We start from the raw sequence: 17,952 nt of genomic DNA on the forward strand, positions 1-17,952 counted from the left end.
GCGCGTAATATCGATAGGTGTGGTTGCAAAGCTGGTGTACGACGAGCCCGACTTCACCTACACGATCCACGTGGCGGGCTGCGGCGAGCTGCGCCGCGGCGGCCGGCTGCGGGCCTGGCGCGAGGACGACGGCGGCCTGCTGGTCCTGCTGACGGTCGCCGGATCCGACCTGGACGACGAGGCGGGTGTCGTCGCCGACCAGGTCCGGCTCCAGTTCGTCGGTGAGCGGGCCGACGTCGTGGCGTACGAGCCGAGCTGGTGGGGCGACGGCTGCACCTACCTGCTTGCCGTCGCCGGGACCAGGTGGGAGCCGCTCGACCCGAAGGTGCTGTGCGACCGGGTCGGCCCGTCGTTCGTGATCGACGACGAGGCCGACACCAGTCCCGGTTACGGCGGTCCCTGACGGTTTGTGGTCAGGCGCCCTCGATCTCGAGTTCGTAGATGCGGGTCGCCGCGTCCGTCGTCTGCGTCGGGGTGCTCACCACCAGGCGCACGTAGCGGGCGGCGGTCGGGTTGATCCGGTGGCTGGTCACCCCGTCGCTGTTGGCGGTCACGGTCACCGCGGTCGTCCACGTCGTGGCGTCGGCGCTGACCTGGATGGTGAAGGCGCGGGTGTTCAACGCCTGCGCCTCGCCGCCGGCGGACGCGTGCCGGACCACGAACCGCCGCAGCGTGCGGCTCGCGCCGAGGTCGACCTGCAGGGATGCGCCGGCGGCGCCGCTGCACCACTTGCTGTTGCCGGTGGTCACGCCGTCGGTGGCCTTCGCCGGGGACTCGGCGGCGACGCAGGCGGCGCTGCCGGTGACGGCAGCGCCACGGGCCAGGTTGATGCCCGGGTACGCGCCGCCCTCGTCCGTGACGGCGATGTCGTCGACGTATCCGCGGAACGGCCCGGTGCCCGTCGGCCGGTCGAAGCCGACGTCGACGCGGGTGACGGTGCGCCCGGCCAGGGCGCCGAGGTTGACCCGGACCAGGTTCCACTGGTTGAGCACCAGGTGGCCGCCCTCACCCTGCAGCTGCGGGTGGGCGCGGACCCCGAACTGGTCGACGGCGCCGGAGTCGCGCAGCGCCGAGCCGTCGCTGAACTGCAGGTCGACGGCGACGAACGTGCCGGTCGCCTGCTGCGGGTAGATCCAGTACGACAGCACGCTGGACGGCCCGATCGGCAGGTCCGCGGCGAAGATCCGCTGGTAGGAGTAGGACTGGGTGGCCGAGTTGTCGCTGCCGGAGTACATCAGCGCGCTGGTGCCGCTGTGGGCCAGCTCGGCCCGGGGCGAGGACTCCATCGCGGTCAGCGCGCAGCAGTAACCGCCGACGCCGATGGCCGCGCCGGCGCTGTCCAGCCAGGTCGGTGCGGTGTCGCCGGTCTCGAACGACGAGCGCAGCAGGGGCTGGTCGCGGCCGTCGCCGAGGACCGTTTCCAGCGCGGTGTACCAGCGCACGGCCATCTTCGCGTAGCCGGAGTCGTTCGGGTGCAACGTGTCGTTGAGGTCCGTCGCGGCGAGCGTCGAAAGATCGACAAGCTTGGCCCTGGTACCACGGGATCCGACGATTCCCGGGACGGCCGCGTTGAAGGCGTTGATGCGTGCCTGGATGGTGGCGTCGAGCGCGGGCACGATCTTCGCGACGAGGACGGTGGCGGTGGGGCGGGCCGCGAGGATCTGGTCGATGAGCCCGCCGAGTCGCTGCGGTGCCGTGCCCACCTGGTAGTTCTGGTTCATGTCGTTGGTGCCGATGTGCAGGAGCACCACGTCGGGCTGGTACGTGCCGAGCCAGCCGTCGATGTTCGCCGCGATCTGGTCGATCCGCCAGCCGGAGTGCCCCTCGTTGTCGGTGTCCGGCAGCGAGCCGGAGCGCTGCGAGCCGACGAAGTCCACGGCGTAGCCGGCCCCGGCGACCAGGCGGTTGTAGAGCGGGGCGCGGTAGCTGGAGGTGGTCGGGCTGCCCTCGCCCCAGGTAATCGAGTCGCCGAGCGGCATGATCTTGATCGGCCGGGTGGTGACGGCGGCCTCGGCTGGGCCCGCTATCAGGGTGGCTCCGATCAGGCAGCCAGCTAGGGCGGCGGCGAGCAGGCGCATCGAGATTCCTCCGTGGCGGGCGCAGGCATTGACGGCTGTGGCGAGTGTGTCGGCGCCCGTCCGGTTGTGTCAAGAGTTGACAGAACCCATTGCATGGGGGATCGTCGATGAAAACCGGATGGCGGTCCGGGCCACGATTCCCCGGGAGGGAACTGTGTCCCTGCGCGCCGTTGCCGTGCTTGCGCTCTTTGCCGCGGTGCTCGTCCCCGCGTCGGCCGCCGAGGCCGCCACCACGATCTGCAACCGTTACTGCGACGGCCGCGACGCCGCGCTCGCCCCGTCGGACCGGCAGCCGGTGAGCAGCACCCTGTACGGGCGGCGCTTCACCGTGCACGTCAACGACACCGACGCCATGGCGTGGGCGAGCGTCGACAACGGTAAGGCCGGCGACGAGGTGTGGCTGGACCGGTCCTTCGACGGCGGCCGCACCTGGGTCGACAGCCGCATCGGGGCTGTCGTTGTCGCCGCGGGCGCGACGAGCCGGCGCACGGCGCAGTTCAACGTCGACAACTGGGCGGCGAACGGGGTCGGGGCGCTGCGCGCCTGTGGCAAGGCCGGCGACCGGCCCGAGCTGACCTGCACGGCGTGGACCCGCAGCACCTGGAACGCGTGGGACCGGCGCACCGCCGCGGCGACCGCGCTGATGATGCAGTACAACCTCGGCACCGGCCTGTTCGGCAACGACGACTGGTGGACGTCGGCGAACGCACTCACCGCGATCATCGACAACAGCCGGCGCTCCGGGATGGGCAGCTACCGGTACGCCATCGCCACCACCTACGACAAGCAGATCAACGCGCGACTGGGGCAGTTCCGCAACGAGTACCTCGACGACACCGGCTGGTGGGCCCTGGCCTGGGTGGCCGCCTACGACGCGACCGGGGACAGCCGCTACCTGAACACGGCCCGGGCCGGCGCCGACCACATGTTCGCCTACTGGGACACCCGCTGCGGCGGTGGCGTCTGGTGGAAGACCGACCGGCAGGTCAAGAACGCCATCGAGAACAGCCTCTACATCCAGCTCAACGCCGCCCTGTCCGCGCGGATCCCGGGTGACACCGTGTATCGCGGGCGGGCCGTCGCCGGCTGGACCTGGTTCCAGAGCACCGGCATGCTCAACGGGTCCAACCTCGTCAACGACGGCATCAGCCTCAGCACGTGCCGCAACAACGGCGCCGTGACGTGGACCTACAACCAGGGCGTCCTGATCAACGCGCTGGTGCAGCTCTGGGGTGTGACCCGGGACGCGTCGCTGCTGACCGTGGCGCGGCGGATCGGGGACGCGCTGGTCGGCAGCAGCTATCTGTCACCGGGCGGCATCCTGCGCGAGCCCAATGAGAGCAACACCTGCTCCGGTGACGGGGTGTCGTTCAAGGGCGCGGCGGTGCGTGGTCTGGGTGTGCTGAACAGTGCCGTCGGCGGGGCGTTCGATGGGTATCTCCGGCGGAACGCGGACAGCGCCTATCTGAACGATCGGGACAGTCTGGACGCCTACGGGAGCCACTGGGCCGGGCCGCGGACCGCCACGAACCACAGCTGCCAGCACAGCGCGGTGGATCTGCTCAACGCCGCTCCGTAGTTTTCTTCTCCTGGCATGAACCGTTCGGCGGACCCGATCCGATGATGGGGTGTGAGGGTTCCTTCTGACGCCGATCTGCTGGCGCTGGCCGCCGCCGGCGACCGGGCGGCGTTCGAGGCGTTCTATCGACGGCACGCCGTGTGGTTGACGTTGCGGTTGCGGTATCGGTGTGCCGACGAGTCCCTGGTCGACGACGTGGTGCAGGAGACGTTCCTCGACCTGTGGCATGGTGGTGCCGCGCGCTATCGCGACGAGGGTGACGTCACCGGCTGGCTGTGGCGGATCGGGTCGCGGCGGCTCATCGACGCGCTGCGCCGCAACAGCTCCGGCCACCGCCTCGGCCGCCTCCTGGCCCGCCTGCGCGGCCGCGACGAGCCGTCCGCCGAGGAGCAGGTGTTGCACGGCGTCGAGCACGGCGACCTCGCCGGCGCCCTGGCCCGCCTCTCCCCGGAGCTGCGGGCCGTCCTCCAGGCCACCGTCCTGGACGGCCTCACCACCGCCGAGGCCGCGGTGCTGCTCGGCATCCCGCCCGGCACGGTCAAGACGCGGGCGATGCGGGCCCGCCGGCAACTACGGCAGGAGCTGGCATGAAACGTTCCGCTGCCTGGCACCTCCAGGACGCCGACCTGCACGCGTATGCCGGCGGTGGGCTCGCCGGGCCACTGCTCTGGTCGGTCGAGGCCCACCTCGGCGCGTGCGCACCGTGCCGCGACCAACTGCATGCCTGCGTGGCACAGGCCGACCCGCAGCTCGTCGAGGACGGCTGGGCCCGCCTCGACGCCTCCCTCGACGCGCCCGTCCCCGGTCCGGTCGAGCGGCTCCTGCTGCTGCTCGGCGTGCCCGACCACACCGCCAGGCTGCTCGCCGCGACCCCGGCACTGCGCCTGTCGTGGCTGGTTGCGGTCGCGCTGACCCTCGCGATGACCGCCACGATCGCCCGGCTCGCCGACCCGATCGTGTTCCTCGCCGCAGCACCGCTGCTGACACTCATCGGCGTCGCCGTGTCGTTCGGCCCCCGCATCGACCCCACCTACGAGATGGCCCTCGTCGCGCCGATGCAGTCCTTCCGGCTGCTCCTGCTGCGCTGCGTCACGGTCGTCTCCGCCAACACGGTGCTCTGCGCCCTGGCCAGCCTGGCCCTGCCCGAGGCCGGTCTCGGCGCCGCCGGCTGGTTTCTGCCGTCGCTCGCGCTGACCGTGCTCACCCTGCTGCTCGCCCCGAGGTTCGGTAACACCGCCGCGGCCCTCGCCGTCGGCGCCGGCTGGGCCTGCCTGGTCGCCGCCCTGGCCGGTGCCCTGTTCACCGCGGCCGGCCAGGGCGGCACCGCGCTCGCCGCCGTCCTCGCCGCCGCCGTCCTCGTCCGGCGGGCGTCGGTCTTCGACACCACCTTCAGGAGGATCCGATGAGTATCGACGCGGGTATCGACGTCGCCGTCCGCGCCGACGGCCTGGTGCTGCGCTACGGGCGCAAGGCCGCGCTCGACGGCGTCACGCTCACCCTCGGCACCGGCGTCACCGGCCTGCTCGGGCCCAACGGCGCCGGCAAGACCACCCTGCTGCGGATCCTCGCCACCGCCCTCAACCCCGACGCCGGCTCGCTGCGCGTCCTCGGCCACGACCCGCTCACCGCACCCGGCCGGCTCGCCGTGCGCCGGCGCCTCGGATACCTGCCCCAGGACCCCGGCTTCCATCCCGGCTTCACCACGTTCGAGTTCGTCGACTACGTCGCGATCCTCAAGGAGCTCACCCATCGCGGCGACCGCCACACCGAGGTCCGCCGCGTCCTGTCCGCCGTCGGCCTCGACGACCAGCGCCGCACCCGCATCCGGGCCCTGTCCGGCGGCATGCGCCAGCGGGTCGCCCTCGCCGCCGCCCTCGTCGGCGACCCCGACCTGCTCATCCTCGACGAGCCGACGGTCGGCCTCGACCCGCAGCAGCGGATGCGCTTCCGCGAGCTGTTCGCCGACCTCGGCGAGGAGCGGGCCGTGCTGCTGTCCACCCACCAGACCGAGGACGTCATGTCCCTGTGCCGCCAGGTCGTCGTCATCGACCAGGGCACCGTCCGCTTCAGCGGCACCCCGGCCGACCTCGCCGCGCTCGCCGCCGGCCGGGTCTGGACCAGCGTCACCCGCGAGCCCGGCGCCCTCGCCTCCTGGCGCACCGGCACCGGGCTGCACCGCCACGTCGGCGACCCGCCGCACGGCGCGGAGCTGCTGCCACCCACCATCGAGGACGGCTATCTGATGCTCGTCGACCTTTCCTCCGGCGGTGCGCCATGACCGCGCTCGCGACACCGGTCGCGATGCCCGCGACCCAGGCGCCCCATCGGGCCATGCTCGCCCTCGCGAGGTTCGAGGCCGTGCGGTTCCTGCGCCACCCGCTGACCGTCGCGGCGCTGCTGCTGTTCGTCTCCCCGTGGATCTACGACGTGGCCACCGGCACCACCGACCGCTATCCGGTGCTCCACGTCAAGGCCGTCGACCTGCAGGTCCTCGGCATCTTCGGCCTCGGCGGCGGTGCCCTCGTCGTTGCCAACCTCAACACACTGCGCGCCCACCGCCACCACACCGACGCGCTCTACTCGGTCCTCGTCCTGCCCGGCCCGTGGCGCACCGCCGCGTTCCTGCTCGCCCCACTGCCATACGCGGCCGTGGTCGGCGTCCTCGTCACGGCCCGCATCGGCGCCCTCGCCCTGCTCCCCGGCGCCGTCGGCCACCCCGACCCGGCCGAACTCGCCACGACCCCGGCCGTCGTGCTGCTGTTCGCCGCCGTCGGGGTGCTGCTTGCCAGGCTGCTGCGCTCCGCCGTCGTCGCCCCGCTCGCCATGTTCGCGTTCGTCGTCGCCTCGTTCGTCGTCCTGGTCGCGGCGTCCAGGGGCAGCACCGCCCTGCGGCTGCTCCTGCCGGTGATGTTCAGCGACCTGCCCTTCGCCCTGCCCGCCGACCTCGTCAACCGCCCGTCGCTGCGCCACCTCGCGTACCTGACCGGCCTCATCGCCCTGGTCGCCGTCGCCGCCGTCGCCCGCTCCGGCGTTCGTCGCCCGGTCGTCGTCGCCCTGGTGCTCGCCGTGGCCTTCACCGTGACCGCCGGCGCCGCCCAGTTCCGCACCGACGACGCCCTGCGCCGCGCCGCGATCACCGCCACCGACAACCCCGCAGGCATGCAGACCTGCCACCACCGCGGCGACGTCACCTACTGCGCCTTCGCCGACTTCACCCCCTGGATCCCCGGCTGGGACGCGGTGCTCCAGGGCGTCCGCCGCCCGGTCCCCGCCACCGTCGCCGGCCAGCCCCTCGCCGTCCGGCAGCGCGTCTGGGCCCACGGCTACCCGACCGGCACCGACGGCAGTTCCTCCGCCGAGCAGGACGCCCGCGACACCGCCTGGGAGCGCGCCGCGGCCGCCGCGGGCACCCCGGCCGCGATCCCGGTCAGCACCACCTGGGGCAACGGCACCGCCGAGGCCAGCTTCGCCGCCGCCGTCGCCCTCCGCCTCATGACCGGCAGCCCGTTCACCCCCACCAGCCTCGTCTGCGGCGCCCGCGGTGCCGTCCTCGTCTGGCTGGTCGGCCAGGCCACCCCTGACACGGCCAAGGGCCTGCGCAGCCTCGACGCCGCCAGCACGGGCGGCCTCGTCTTCATGGACGCCACGACCTCCATGGGCCTGTCCGTCCCCGACCGCGACGCCGGCCCGGCCCTCGCCGCCCTGAGCCACCCGCCCGCCGAGGTCGGCGCCCTGATCGCCACCAACTGGACGGAGCTCACCGACCCGACCACCCCGGCGGACCGCTTCGCGACGCTCGCCGGCGTCCCGATCGCCCCGGAACCCCCGCTCGAGGAGCGCCACGCATGCCTCACGTGACCCGACTCCCACCACTGCCCGGCCCGGCGGTGCCCGGCGTGGTGGCTTGTGGTTCGGCAGGGCCTGGCCCGGCGGTGCCCGGCGCGGTGGCGCGTGGTTCGGCAGGGCCTGGCCCGGCGGTGCCCGGCGTGGTGGTGCCCGGCCCGGCGGTGCCCGGCCCGGCAGTGCCCGGCGTGGTGGTGCGTGGTTCGGCAGGGCCCGGCCCGGCAGTGCCCGGCGTGGTGGTGCGTGGTTCGGCAGGGCCCGGCCCGGCAGTGCCCGGCGTGGTGGCGCGTGGTTCGGCAGGGCCCGGCCCGGCTGCATGCCATGTCGGCGGCCCGCCGGCCGTCTCGGCGGGCCCTTTGGTGGCGGGCCGGTGGTCGGCCACGCCGCCGGAGCGGCGCCCCACCGGCGCAGGGGTGCACCGGCCGGAGGGGTCCGTCCAGTGCCGTCCGACCCGGGCCGCCACGCGTGGACGGGCAGGGTCGGCATGAGCCGGCTGGCAGTGGTGTTGCCGACGCTGCGGGCGACCCGTCAGGCGCCGCTCCTCGGCGCGATGGCGGCCGGCCTCGCGATCGTCACCGTCCCCGCGGCGCTGTCCGTGACGCTCAGCCCCGACAACCTGGCCACCCTGCTCCGGCTCGGCGTGGCGTGTGCCGCTGTCGGCCTGGCGTTCCTGTTCGACGACCCCGCGAAGCCGACCACCGCCACGGCTCCCGCCCCCGCCTGGCACGGCCTCGCGATCCGGACCACCGTCGCCACCGTTGCCATGGCCCTGTGGTGGGCCGGGGCGATCGCCGTCACCGTCGCCGGGGCTCAGGAGGGCACCGGCGACCACCTGCCGTTGCCCGGCCTGACCCTCGAGGCCGCCGCCCTGGCCGCGGTCGCGGTGGCCGCCGCGGTCGTCGCCTGGCGGTTCACCCCCCGCGGCGTCGTCAGCCCGGCCGCGGCGCCCGTCGTGCTGGTCGTCGTCGCCGCGCTCGCGTTCGCCCCGCGCTGGTTGTCGGTGTTCGTGTCCGTCACGAGCCCCGATTGGGACGCCGCCCATCATCGCCTGGCCGTCCTGCTCGCCTGCTGCCTCGCCGCCGCCCTCGCCGCCGCGACCCTGCGCCCCACCACCCGCCGCCGTCCCGCCGTCCAGCGCTCCACCATCCGCCGCCGCTCGACCGCCGACGACACCGCCGCACCGGACCACGCCGACAGCCGAGGCTGAATGGGCGCAGGCCGGTGGGCGACCTGACGCGATGCCCACGGAGGTCGCGTCCGCTGGTGTGGTGCACGCCCCGACGGCGTGGCTGCTGTCGCAACCGGCAGCGATCACCAGGCTCTTGGGGGAGGACACACCACGTTGCCCGCCTGTGCTGCGCAGGAAGCGGGCCTTCCCGGTGATCGAAGTCGCCGACTGGCTGTCCGCGAGCCTGTTGCGTTTGGCGGAAAACCGTCTCGTCGATGGTCGCCGCGACCCTCGACGGCCGCGACCGGCCCGCACAGCCGTGTTTCTCTCAGCACGGAACGTGAGCCGGCCATTTCGCAACAGGCTCCCGCACAGCCCGTGCCCGACTTCGATCAACAGCCCGAGTCCGCGAGGCGCCGCACGGACCCGCCCCCATGATCAAAGTCGTGCCGCGGCCGCCCCGGCCGATCAGCGACTTCGATCACCGGCGCGACGGTGCTGACGTCAGAACAGCACCGGCTTCACGCTTGCCGGCGCCGTGCACCTTGCCGCGGTCAGTGCTGGGCGGCTTCCCACCAGGTCATGTTCGCGGCTGCCTGGGCGACCGGCTCGATGATCTCCCATCCTTCGGCGATCAGGCCGTTGTCGATGCGCAGGACGTCGACGACCACGATCTCCGGACCCGTGTCGGGGAGCCGTCGGCGGGAATGCACCACGACGTGGTCGTCGTCGGCGAGCAGGTGCAGGATCTCAACCTGCATGCCGGCGGTCGGGCCCAGCGCGGTCTGGACGGCGGCGAGCCATTCCGCCCTGGTCGAGGGTGCCGCACCTGGTCGGTGGTGGACGAAGTCGTTGCTGAGGGACGAGGCGAGCGTGTCGACATCGCCCGTCGCGATCAGGCCCGCCAGCGCGCGTTGAACGATGGTCTTGTTCGCAATGGTCATGGGCGAAAGTGTTTCCCCGGGCCGTTCGATTGTCGATGAACTCGCATTTCATGGCGTCCGGCGGGACGATCAGTACGCTCATGATCGTGTACACGGTCGGGGAGCTCCTGAGGCAGTGGCGGAAGCGCCGGGGGGTCAGCCAACTCGACCTGGCAATCGCCGCGGATGTCTCGGCCCGGCACGTCAGCCTGGTCGAGACCGGCAGGTCCAAACCGAGCGCGGACATGGTCCTGCGGCTCGCCGAGCAGCTCCAGGTGCCGCTGCGGGAGCGCAACCGGCTGCTGCTCGCCGCCGGTTTCGCGCCCCGGTACGCGGAGCGCCCGCTCGACGACACCGCCCTGTCGGCCGCCCTCGACGCGGTCCGCCGGGTGCTCCGGGCGCACGAGCCGTACCCGGCGCTGGTCTTCGATCGCCGGTGGAACATCCTGATGACCAACCGCGCGGTCGAGCCGTTCCTCGGGCAGGTCGCTCCCGAGCTGCTGCGGCCGCCGGTGAACCTGGTGCGGCTGGGTCTGGACCCGCGCGGGTTCGCGTCCATGGTTGTCAACCTCGCCGACGTGCGGGCGGTGTTCCGGGCCCGGATCGCACGCCAGCTCGCCACCGCACCCGACCCGGAGCTTGCCGCGCTCTACGACGAACTGCTGGCCCACGAGCCCGAGGGCACGGCGGGCCGGCGGGTCGACGCGGACGTGGTGATCCCGATGGTGCTCCGGGTCGGCGGGCGGGAGCTGCGGCTGTTCTCGACCATCACGACGTTCGGCACCCCGATGGACATCACGGTCGACGAGATCGCGATCGAGTCGTACTACCCGGCAGACGCGGAGAGCGCCGCCTACTTCGAGGGATAGTCACGCCGCGGCCACGTGGCCGGCGCCGACCTCCCAGCGCTGGTCGAAGCCGACATTGCGGGCGAAGTACGCATCGTGCGTGATCATCACCATCGTGCCGTGGTACGCGCGGAGGGCCTCCTCGACGACGTCGATCGCCTCGAAGTCGAGGTAGTTGGTGGGTTCGTCGAGGAAGAGGATCTGGGCGCCGGTGTTGACGATGACGGCGAGGAGCAGGCGGCGCAGTTCGCCGGCGCTGAGGTCACGCAGCCGGCGGTCCCACTCGTCCGGGCCGAACAGGTGCGCTTCGAGGAGGGATTCGGCCTCGTCGACGTACACCGGGACCCTGGAACGGAAGTATCCCAGCACGGTCCGGTCGTCGCCACGAAGGTCGTCGTGGGTCTGCGGGAGCACGGCGACGTCCAGTTCGGTGGTGACGGTCCCCGCGTCCAGTGGGAGCGCGCCGGACAGGGCCCGCAACAGGGTGGTCTTGCCGGCGCCGTTGGGGCCGGTGACCAGGATGCGGCCGTGGACGTCCAGGTCGACGTCGTCGAGGATGCGCCGCGAGCCGAGCTTCACCGTGAGGCCGCGGGCGGCCATGACCGAGGCGTCCGGGTCCGGGGCGGGGGACGGGAAGGCGAGCGTGAGCGGGGGACGGGTGGTCGGCTCGGCGATCCACCGGGCCGACGTGAGCTGCCGGGTCAGCCGCCGCTCGCGGGACTTGGCCTTCTTGGCGACCTTCTTCGCGTACCGGCGGATCTTGTCCGAACCGAGCCCCGAGCGCACCGACTGCTCGACGCCGCGGGCCTGCTCGGCGGTGGTCGCGATGTCGGCCTCCAGGCGGCGCCGGTACTTCTCCTGCGCCTCGTGGTCGAGCAGGAGCTTCTGCCAGCGGCGGGTCTTCTCGGCCCGGTAGTCGGTGTAGCCGCCCTCGTACCACTGCGGCTGGGTGTGGATGCCGTCGAGCTCGACGATCCTGGTCACCGTCCGGTCGAGGAACGCACGGTCGTGCGTGACGACCATGACCGCGCCGCGGAACGCCGCGAGGAACTCACCGAGCCACGCCGTGCCGGCCGCGTCGAGGTGGTTCGTCGGCTCGTCCAGGATCAGCACGTCGGGGGTCGACAGCAGCACCCGGGCCAGCATCAGCCGGGCCTGCTCGCCGCCGCTGACGTCGCCGAGCGGCAGGTCGTCGGGCAGGTGCGCGATGTCGAGCCGTTCGCGGACCTCGGCCCGCCGCTGTGGCGCCGACCAGCCCTCAAGGGCCAGCCAGCGGTCCTGGACCCGCCCGTATTCGTCGAGGAGCGTGAGGTCGTCGGCCAGCCCGGTCTCGAGCTCGCGCATCCGGCGGGCCAGCCGGTCGACCTCGCCGTCACACAGAAAGGCAAGAACAGAAAGCCCGGGATCTGGTACCTGCTGAGCGAAGTACCCGATCCGCCGGCCGGGTGCGAGGCTGACGTGGCCGCTCGTCGGCTTCTCGGCGCCGGTCAGGACCCGCAGCAGCGTGGTCTTACCGGCCCCGTTGGGCCCGACCAGGCCGAGCCGGTCGCCGGCGTTCAGGGTGAGCTCGACGCCTTCGAACAGCAGCTCGGCGTCATAGTGCTTGGACAGGGAGACAGCGCGTAGCAAGGTGGCCTCGCAGCGGGTGTGAGAGCGGACGGGAACAGTGCCCGCCGGGGTCCCCGGTCAGGCGGTTCGACGCGTCCCTCGAATCACACCCCAGCATCATCTCCCGCCCGCCGCGGCGCTGCCACCGATATACCGAGGGCCGCCCCCTTCACAGGTGACGGCCCTCGCGGCGCTACGTGCTGTGCGGTTGTTGTGCCGTGGTTCAGGTGTGGGTGCGGGGTGGTGCGGACCACGGCGACGTCGGGGGCTCGTCGTCGCCGCTGTCGCTGTCGCTGCCACTGCCGCTGTCACCGGCGCTGGCGGCTCGCTCGGCGGCGAGCCGTTCGAGCTCGGCCTGCGCGTTGGCGCGCCGTTCCGCTTCGCCCCGCGCGAACGCCGCCCGGCGTTCGGCCTGCTCCGCCGCGCTGGGCGCGTCGAGCCGGGTGGTCACGTCCGGGTCGACGGGACCGATCCGGGTGGTTGCCTCCGCGTCGACGTCGGGCCCAGGGCCGGAGCCCGGCACGGGGTCGGTGGCCCGCATCGGCATGAACCGGCTCGTCGCGCCGTCGTCGCCGGTGCCGACCGTCGGGTGTTCGCCCGTCTCGCTCTGCGCCGCGTGCCGGGGTCGCGACGGCGGCCCGGACTGCCGTGCGGGATGGTGGAACGCCTCGGTCTCCTCCTCGCGCACGCCCCGCCGCCCGGCACTGAACCCGTCAAACGACGGCCCAGCGAGGATCGACGTCTCCGGCACCACTTCGGAGCGGGCCGCCCGGGACGGCAACGCCCCACCACCACCGGCGATCGGCATCGCAGGCGGTGCGGCGGCCGGGGGCGGCGTCTGCTGTGCGCCACCGAACGGTTCGGTGGCGGGTTCGCTCGTGCTCGGCCGCCCGTACCTGGTCTGCGGGATCCCGGGCGCGGCCGGCTCGGCGGCGGGACGCGGTTGCCCGCTACCACCGTACGGCGCAGGCGGTGACGTCGGCGCAGTCAGCGGCCGCGTCGGCAGCTCGCTCCCGGCCGGGTCGCCCTGCCCCGCGGTCTCACCAGCCGGCCCGCCGGTCAGCCCACCGGGCACCCCGGACCATGGCGTGCCCCCTGTGGGCGCCGTTTCTCCACTGCCGGACGCGCCTCCACCAGCGGCCCGCAACGGCGGAGCACCCTGCCCGCCGGCGTCGCCCACCCCACCGAACCCCACCGGCGCCGGCTGCGGTGCGGGCGGTGCGGCGTGCTGTGCGGGCGGTGCAGAGTGCGGCGCCGGTGGTGCGGACGCGGGCTGGTTGGTCGCCGGAGGAGCGAACTGTGGTGCTGGCGGCGCGGATGCCGGCCCTGCGAACTGCGGCGCCGACGGCGCCGGTGGTGCGGACGCCGGGCCGGAGGCAGGTCCCGTGAACTGCGGTGCGGGCGGTGCCGGCGGCGCGGATGCGGGCCCCGCGAACTGCGGTGCCTGCGGAGCGGCCGAGGGCGCGAACGGTGATGCCGGTGGCCCGGACGCGGGTCCGGTCGCCGGTCCCGCGAACTGCGGTGCCTGCGGCGCGGGTGGTGCGGACGCCGGGCCTGACGCCGGTCCCGCGAGATGCGGCGCGGGCGGTGCGGATGCGGGCTGACCAATCGGCGGTGCGAACTGCGGTGCCGGTGGTGCGGACGCGGGTCCGGTCGCCGGTCCTGCGAACTGCGGTGCCTGCGGCGCGGGTGGTGCGGACGCCGGGCCTGACGCCGGTCCCGCGAGATGCGGCGCGGGCGGTGCGGATGCGGGCTGGCCAATCGGCGGTGCGAACTGCGGTGCCGGTGGTGCGGACGCGGGTCCGGACGCCGGGCCCGCGAACTGCGGTGCGAGTGGCGGCCCCGCGAGGTGCGGTGCGGGCGGTGCACCGGCCGGCTGGCCGGGCTGCGGTGCGGGCGACCCAGACGCAGGGCCCGGCAACGCGGAGTACGGTGCGGCTGCGGGCTGGCCGGTCGGCGGCGCGGGTGGCGCAGAGGCGGGACGCGTCGATCCGGGCGGTGCGAACTGCGGTGCCGGCGGCACGGACGCCGGGCCCGCAAACTGCGGCGCGGGCGGCGCTGACGCCGGTCCGGACGCCGGGCCTGCGAGGTGCGACGCGGGCGGTGCTGACGCGGGTCCCGACGCAGGGCCTGCGAGATGTGGTGCGGGCGGCGCTGACGCGGGTCCCGACGCCGGGCCTGCGAGGTGCGGCGCGGACGCGGGCTGGCCGGGTTGCGGCGCGGGCGGTGCTGACGCGGGTCCGGACGCCGGGCCTGCGAGATGTGGCGCGGGCGGCGCGGACGCCGGTCCTGCGAAGGGTGGCGCGGACGCGGGGTGGCCGGACTGCGGTGCGGGTGGCGCAGAGGCGGGACGCGCCGACCCGGGCGGTGCGAACTGCGCTGCCTGCCCACTCCCAGCGGCCGGCCTGAACTGCGTGCCGGACCCCGGACCGGGCGCCCCACCGGGCGGGTACGGCCCGGGCGGCGTCGCGGCGGCGGCCGGTGGCCCACCCCGCTTGCCGAGCGACGGCGGGAACGGCCCGGGCGGTGTCGCCGGTGCAGCCGCGGCGGGCGGCTGGGCGGCGGTCGAGTCAGGGGTCAGCCACCCGGGTGCGGCGGCGCTGCTGCCAGGTGCCGACACCGGCGCCGGACCGCCCTGCTGACCGGGCCGCCCGGCCGCGGGCGCCTGAGCGCCGGACCCAGATCCAGCCCCGGGACCGGACACCGGCCCGGCCGGCGGCTGCCCGAAGCCACCCGGCGGCGGGAACGACCCAGGCTGCGCGACCGCCCCGGGCTGCGCGGACGAGACCGGCGGCGCGGACGAGACCGGCGGCGCGGACGAGACCGGCGGCGCGGACGAGACGGGCGGCGGGAAGGAAGCCGGCGGCGGATACCCGGACGCCGACCGTGCCTGCGGCGGTGCCGAGACCGGCGGCATCGAGACCGGCTGCGTCGCGTCGCTGCCCAGGCCCTGCCCGAACGCGGCACCGCTGGCTGGGCCACCCGAGACAGGACCACTCGAGGCGGGGCCGCCCGGCCCGGCGGCCGCGCCGTACGTCGGCATGACCGACGTGGCTCCGGCGGCGCCGGGGCCAGTCGCAGCGCCGTACGGCGGGAGGACGGACGTCGCGCCCGCTGATGGGAACTCCGCGGTCTGCGGCGCGTACGGGGTCCGGGTGGCGAACTGCGGCGGCGCCTTCGGGCCCTGACCGAGCGGGAACTCGTGCGGGTCGACCGGCTCACCACCACCGCCGGCGGCGATCGGCGCGGGCGAGGGCCACGCGCGCCAGCGCTTGACGCTCGCGGCGGCGACCAGCAGGGCCAGGCCGAGGACGGCGGTGGTGCCGTTCACGATGGGCAGCTGCAGGTTGATCGTGAGGCCGGCGAGCTTGTAGTCGGCCGGCAGGCCGTCGAGGGCGCCGAGCGGGTCGATGAAGAGGCTCACGTAGAGGCCGAGCAGCGCCAGGCCGGCCACGATCGGGCCGACGGGAGAGATGCGCAGAGTGGCGATGAGGCCGATGATGAGACCGGCGCCGAGGAGGTACGCGGCGGGTGCGATGAGATCGACGCTGTCGAAGGCGCCCTGCTGCACCCACTCCGCCACCGTTTCGGTGGATTTCTGCTGGCCGAGAGCGATCAGCAGCCACGCGATCGGGGCGATCAACATCCCCGCGATCAGGCTTCCCACGTGTCGCATGGTTCGCACCGTACCGTCTGTGTCATGCAGGAGCACACCGGCCGACCGACCGCGTATTCACGGGTCACGCTGACCCGGATCATGACCGCCGTCGACGTGAATCTGTACGGGACGGTCCACGGTGGCGTGATTATGAAGTTCATCGATGATGTGGCGGGTGCGGCGGCGGCGCGGCACACCGGCGGGACCGCGGTGACGGCGTCGATCGACGAGATCCTGTTCCTGGAGCCGCTGCGGGTCGGTGATCTCGTGCACGCGTACGCGCAGGTCAACTGGACCGGTTCGACGTCCATGGAGGTCGGGGTGCGCCTGGTGGCGCAGCGCTGGGACGAGGTGGCGGACCCGGTCGTCGTCGCGACGGCGTACCTGGTGTTCGTCGCGGTCGACGCCGAGGGCAAGCCGCGGCCGGTGCCGCCGGTGGTGCCCGACTCGCCCGAGAACGAGGGCCGCTGGCGGGAGGCCGAGATCCGCCGCGAGCACCGCCTGGCCCGCCGCGAGGCGATCCAGCAGCACCGCCAGAAATAGGGGGAACACGGCGACAGCGTCCGGACAAGAAGAGGTGTGGACCCGGAAGGCAACCTCTTGATCGCGGACGGCTTCACCGCCCTCTACGACGAGCACGCGCGGACGCTGTACCGCTACTGTGCCCGCCGCGTCGGGCCGGACCTCGCCGAGGACGTCGTCGCGCAGACGTTCCTCGTCGCCTACGAGCGCCGCCACGCCTATGCGCAGGACCAGCCGCCGCTGCCGTGGCTGTTCGGCATCGCCACGAACGTGCTCAACCGGCACCGCCGGGACGAGGTGCGGGGGTACCGCGCGCTCGCCAGGACGGGCACGGACCCGTTGCTCGCGCCGGCGGCCCAGGAGAGCCACGCGACCCGCACGGAGGAGCGCACCGACGCGCAGCGCCGATCGCGGAAGGTTGCGCGGGTGCTGGCGAAGCTGCCCCGGCGGCAGCGGGACGTGCTGCTGCTGTTCGCGGTCGCCGAGTTGTCCTACGCGGAGATCGCCGAGGCCCTGGACCTGCCGGTCGGCACGGTCCAGTCGGCGCTGCACCGGGCCCGGACCAGGCTGCGCAAGTCACTGGAGGGTGAAGACCGATGAATGACGACATCGCCGCGGTTCGGGAGTTCCGCGCCGACCTGGACGAACCCCGCGAGGGCGCCCTGACCAGGGGGCGCTGGCAGCTGGCCCGGCCGGAGCCGCCGCGCCGCAGGAGGTCGTGGGTGCTCGCGACCGCCGGTGCCGCCGTTGCTGTCGCTGTGGTGGTGGGTGGGGCGGCCACCGTGTCACGGCATGACCGGCCGGGCGCTCAGCCGGAGCAGCGGGCAACGCCGAGCACGCAGCAGCGCACCGACGCGGCTGACCTGCCGGTCACCCAGGGCACGAAGGCGCCGATGAACCCGTCCGTCACCGGCCAGGCGGGCGGCACCCACGCGCAGGCGGTCGAGGCGCTGACCAGGTTGGCCGCGAAGCAGACCGACGGGCCGCTGGTCATCGGGCCCGACCAGGTCCTGTACGTCAAGTCGTACTCGCTCACCGACGGCGACACCCGATACATCCACGAGGTGTGGATGGACGTCAGGAGCGGCGCCACACTGCGGATCCGCCGCAACGACGGCTCGCCCAGGCCGATTGACCGCCTTTCGTCGCAGCGAGAGATCGACGAGTACACGGCATCGTCGAAGCGCGAGCCAGCCGGCCTGACCAACCCCAACGCCGCCTATGTCGCGGCGTTCCCCACCGACGCCGGTCAGGCCCACGCCATCGCCGCGTCCTGGTTGGACTGGTCCCAGCGGCAGCACCCGGGCCGCGACGCCGGCGCGATGATCTTCGAACGGCTGCACCAGGTGCTGCACTTCGCCGACCCGTTGCTGACCGCGGCCCAGCGCCGCACGCTCTACCTCGCGATCGGCGAACTGCCGTCGGTGCGGGCGACCACGGCGACGATCGCGGGCAGGCAGTACGACGTGATCTGCGCGCCCAGCCAGGCGGAGGGCACGAGGTGCGTACTGTTCGACCCGGCGACCGGGCGATACGTCGGCGACTCGTACGCCCTGCTCGACCTGGTCGTCAAACTGGGCAAGTTCAACTTCGTCGACGTCGGGGTGCAGCCCCGGCCGGCCGTCGGGCCGGAGCGGGGGACGCCGGCGCCGGAGCCTGGCGATGCAACCACCACACCGAAGCGTTGAGCGCCGACGCGAACGTGACCCACGCCCGGTAGGGCAT

At 73.7% G+C, this 17,952-nt stretch carries 15 protein-coding genes; 11 read left to right on the top strand and 4 right to left on the bottom strand.

The window, feature by feature from the left end:
- Positions 1–19: 19 nt before the first annotated feature.
- Positions 20–403 (top strand): hypothetical protein, encoded by a 384-nt coding sequence (locus tag ACFPIJ_RS54580; RefSeq protein WP_380127489.1) that lies wholly within the window; start codon positions 20–22, stop codon positions 401–403.
- A gap of 10 nt (positions 404–413) precedes the next feature.
- On the opposite strand, the gene ACFPIJ_RS54585 is transcribed toward ACFPIJ_RS54580, so the two are convergent.
- The gene (locus ACFPIJ_RS54585; protein ID WP_380127490.1) at positions 414–2,078 is read right to left on the bottom strand and encodes a GDSL-type esterase/lipase family protein; all 1,665 of its coding nucleotides are present in this window, start codon (positions 2,076–2,078) and stop codon (positions 414–416) included.
- Between the two features lie 154 nt (positions 2,079–2,232).
- Here ACFPIJ_RS54585 and ACFPIJ_RS54590 point away from each other — a divergent pair, with 154 nt between their 5' ends.
- The 6 genes from ACFPIJ_RS54590 to ACFPIJ_RS54615 all read left to right on the top strand — a co-directional run bounded on the left by ACFPIJ_RS54590 (position 2,233) and on the right by ACFPIJ_RS54615 (position 8,707).
- Positions 2,233–3,657, top strand: coding sequence for a glycoside hydrolase family 76 protein (locus ACFPIJ_RS54590; protein ID WP_380127491.1), 1,425 nt, complete (start codon positions 2,233–2,235; stop codon positions 3,655–3,657).
- 51 nt (positions 3,658–3,708) lie between these two features.
- Positions 3,709–4,248, top strand: a complete 540-nt coding sequence (locus ACFPIJ_RS54595; RefSeq protein ID WP_380127492.1) for an RNA polymerase sigma factor — start codon at positions 3,709–3,711, stop codon at positions 4,246–4,248.
- The gene (locus ACFPIJ_RS54600) at positions 4,245–5,063 is read left to right on the top strand and encodes a zf-HC2 domain-containing protein (protein WP_380127493.1); all 819 of its coding nucleotides are present in this window, start codon (positions 4,245–4,247) and stop codon (positions 5,061–5,063) included. Before ACFPIJ_RS54595 ends, ACFPIJ_RS54600 begins: the two co-directional genes overlap by 4 nt.
- Positions 5,060–5,935 carry an ABC transporter ATP-binding protein gene (locus ACFPIJ_RS54605; RefSeq protein WP_380127494.1) on the top strand — a complete coding sequence of 292 codons (876 nt, stop codon included), beginning with the start codon at positions 5,060–5,062 and terminating at the stop codon, positions 5,933–5,935. Before ACFPIJ_RS54600 ends, ACFPIJ_RS54605 begins: the two co-directional genes overlap by 4 nt.
- Complete coding sequence (locus ACFPIJ_RS54610; protein ID WP_380127495.1) at positions 5,932–7,515, top strand: hypothetical protein; 1,584 nt, start codon at positions 5,932–5,934, stop codon at positions 7,513–7,515. Before ACFPIJ_RS54605 ends, ACFPIJ_RS54610 begins: the two co-directional genes overlap by 4 nt.
- 469 nt (positions 7,516–7,984) lie before the next feature.
- Positions 7,985–8,707, top strand: a complete 723-nt coding sequence (locus tag ACFPIJ_RS54615) for a hypothetical protein (RefSeq protein WP_380127496.1) — start codon at positions 7,985–7,987, stop codon at positions 8,705–8,707.
- Between the two features lie 515 nt (positions 8,708–9,222).
- Here the strand turns inward: ACFPIJ_RS54615 and ACFPIJ_RS54620 are convergent.
- Positions 9,223–9,612: a nuclear transport factor 2 family protein gene (locus ACFPIJ_RS54620; protein WP_380127497.1), complete on the bottom strand. Its 390-nt coding sequence runs from the start codon at positions 9,610–9,612 to the stop codon at positions 9,223–9,225.
- Between the two features lie 80 nt (positions 9,613–9,692).
- Here ACFPIJ_RS54620 and ACFPIJ_RS54625 point away from each other — a divergent pair, with 80 nt between their 5' ends.
- Positions 9,693–10,460: a helix-turn-helix domain-containing protein gene (locus ACFPIJ_RS54625; protein ID WP_380127498.1), complete on the top strand. Its 768-nt coding sequence runs from the start codon at positions 9,693–9,695 to the stop codon at positions 10,458–10,460.
- Here the strand turns inward: ACFPIJ_RS54625 and ACFPIJ_RS54630 are convergent, their stop codons facing one another.
- Entirely contained in the window at positions 10,461–12,068 is a 1,608-nt protein-coding gene (locus ACFPIJ_RS54630; protein ID WP_380127499.1) for an ABC-F family ATP-binding cassette domain-containing protein, read from the bottom strand.
- A gap of 202 nt (positions 12,069–12,270) precedes the next feature.
- A complete protein-coding gene (locus ACFPIJ_RS54635; protein ID WP_380127500.1) occupies positions 12,271–15,723 on the bottom strand; it encodes a hypothetical protein in 3,453 nt (1,150 codons plus the stop codon).
- 24 nt (positions 15,724–15,747) lie between these two features.
- Here ACFPIJ_RS54635 and ACFPIJ_RS54640 point away from each other — a divergent pair, with 24 nt between their 5' ends.
- The 3 genes from ACFPIJ_RS54640 to ACFPIJ_RS54650 are packed head-to-tail and all read left to right on the top strand — an operon-like array spanning position 15,748 to position 17,915.
- The gene (locus ACFPIJ_RS54640) at positions 15,748–16,248 is read left to right on the top strand and encodes an acyl-CoA thioesterase (RefSeq protein ID WP_203845316.1); all 501 of its coding nucleotides are present in this window, start codon (positions 15,748–15,750) and stop codon (positions 16,246–16,248) included.
- Between the two features lie 36 nt (positions 16,249–16,284).
- Positions 16,285–16,827, top strand: coding sequence for an RNA polymerase sigma factor (locus tag ACFPIJ_RS54645; protein WP_380127501.1), 543 nt, complete (start codon positions 16,285–16,287; stop codon positions 16,825–16,827).
- Positions 16,824–17,915, top strand: coding sequence for a hypothetical protein (locus ACFPIJ_RS54650; RefSeq protein ID WP_380127502.1), 1,092 nt, complete (start codon positions 16,824–16,826; stop codon positions 17,913–17,915). The genes ACFPIJ_RS54645 and ACFPIJ_RS54650 overlap by 4 nt, the downstream gene beginning before the upstream one ends.
- Positions 17,916–17,952 lie beyond the last annotated feature (37 nt).

The sequence above is a fragment of the Dactylosporangium cerinum genome, from assembly GCF_042653625.1.
Taxonomy (GTDB): domain Bacteria; phylum Actinomycetota; class Actinomycetes; order Mycobacteriales; family Micromonosporaceae; genus Dactylosporangium; species Dactylosporangium cerinum.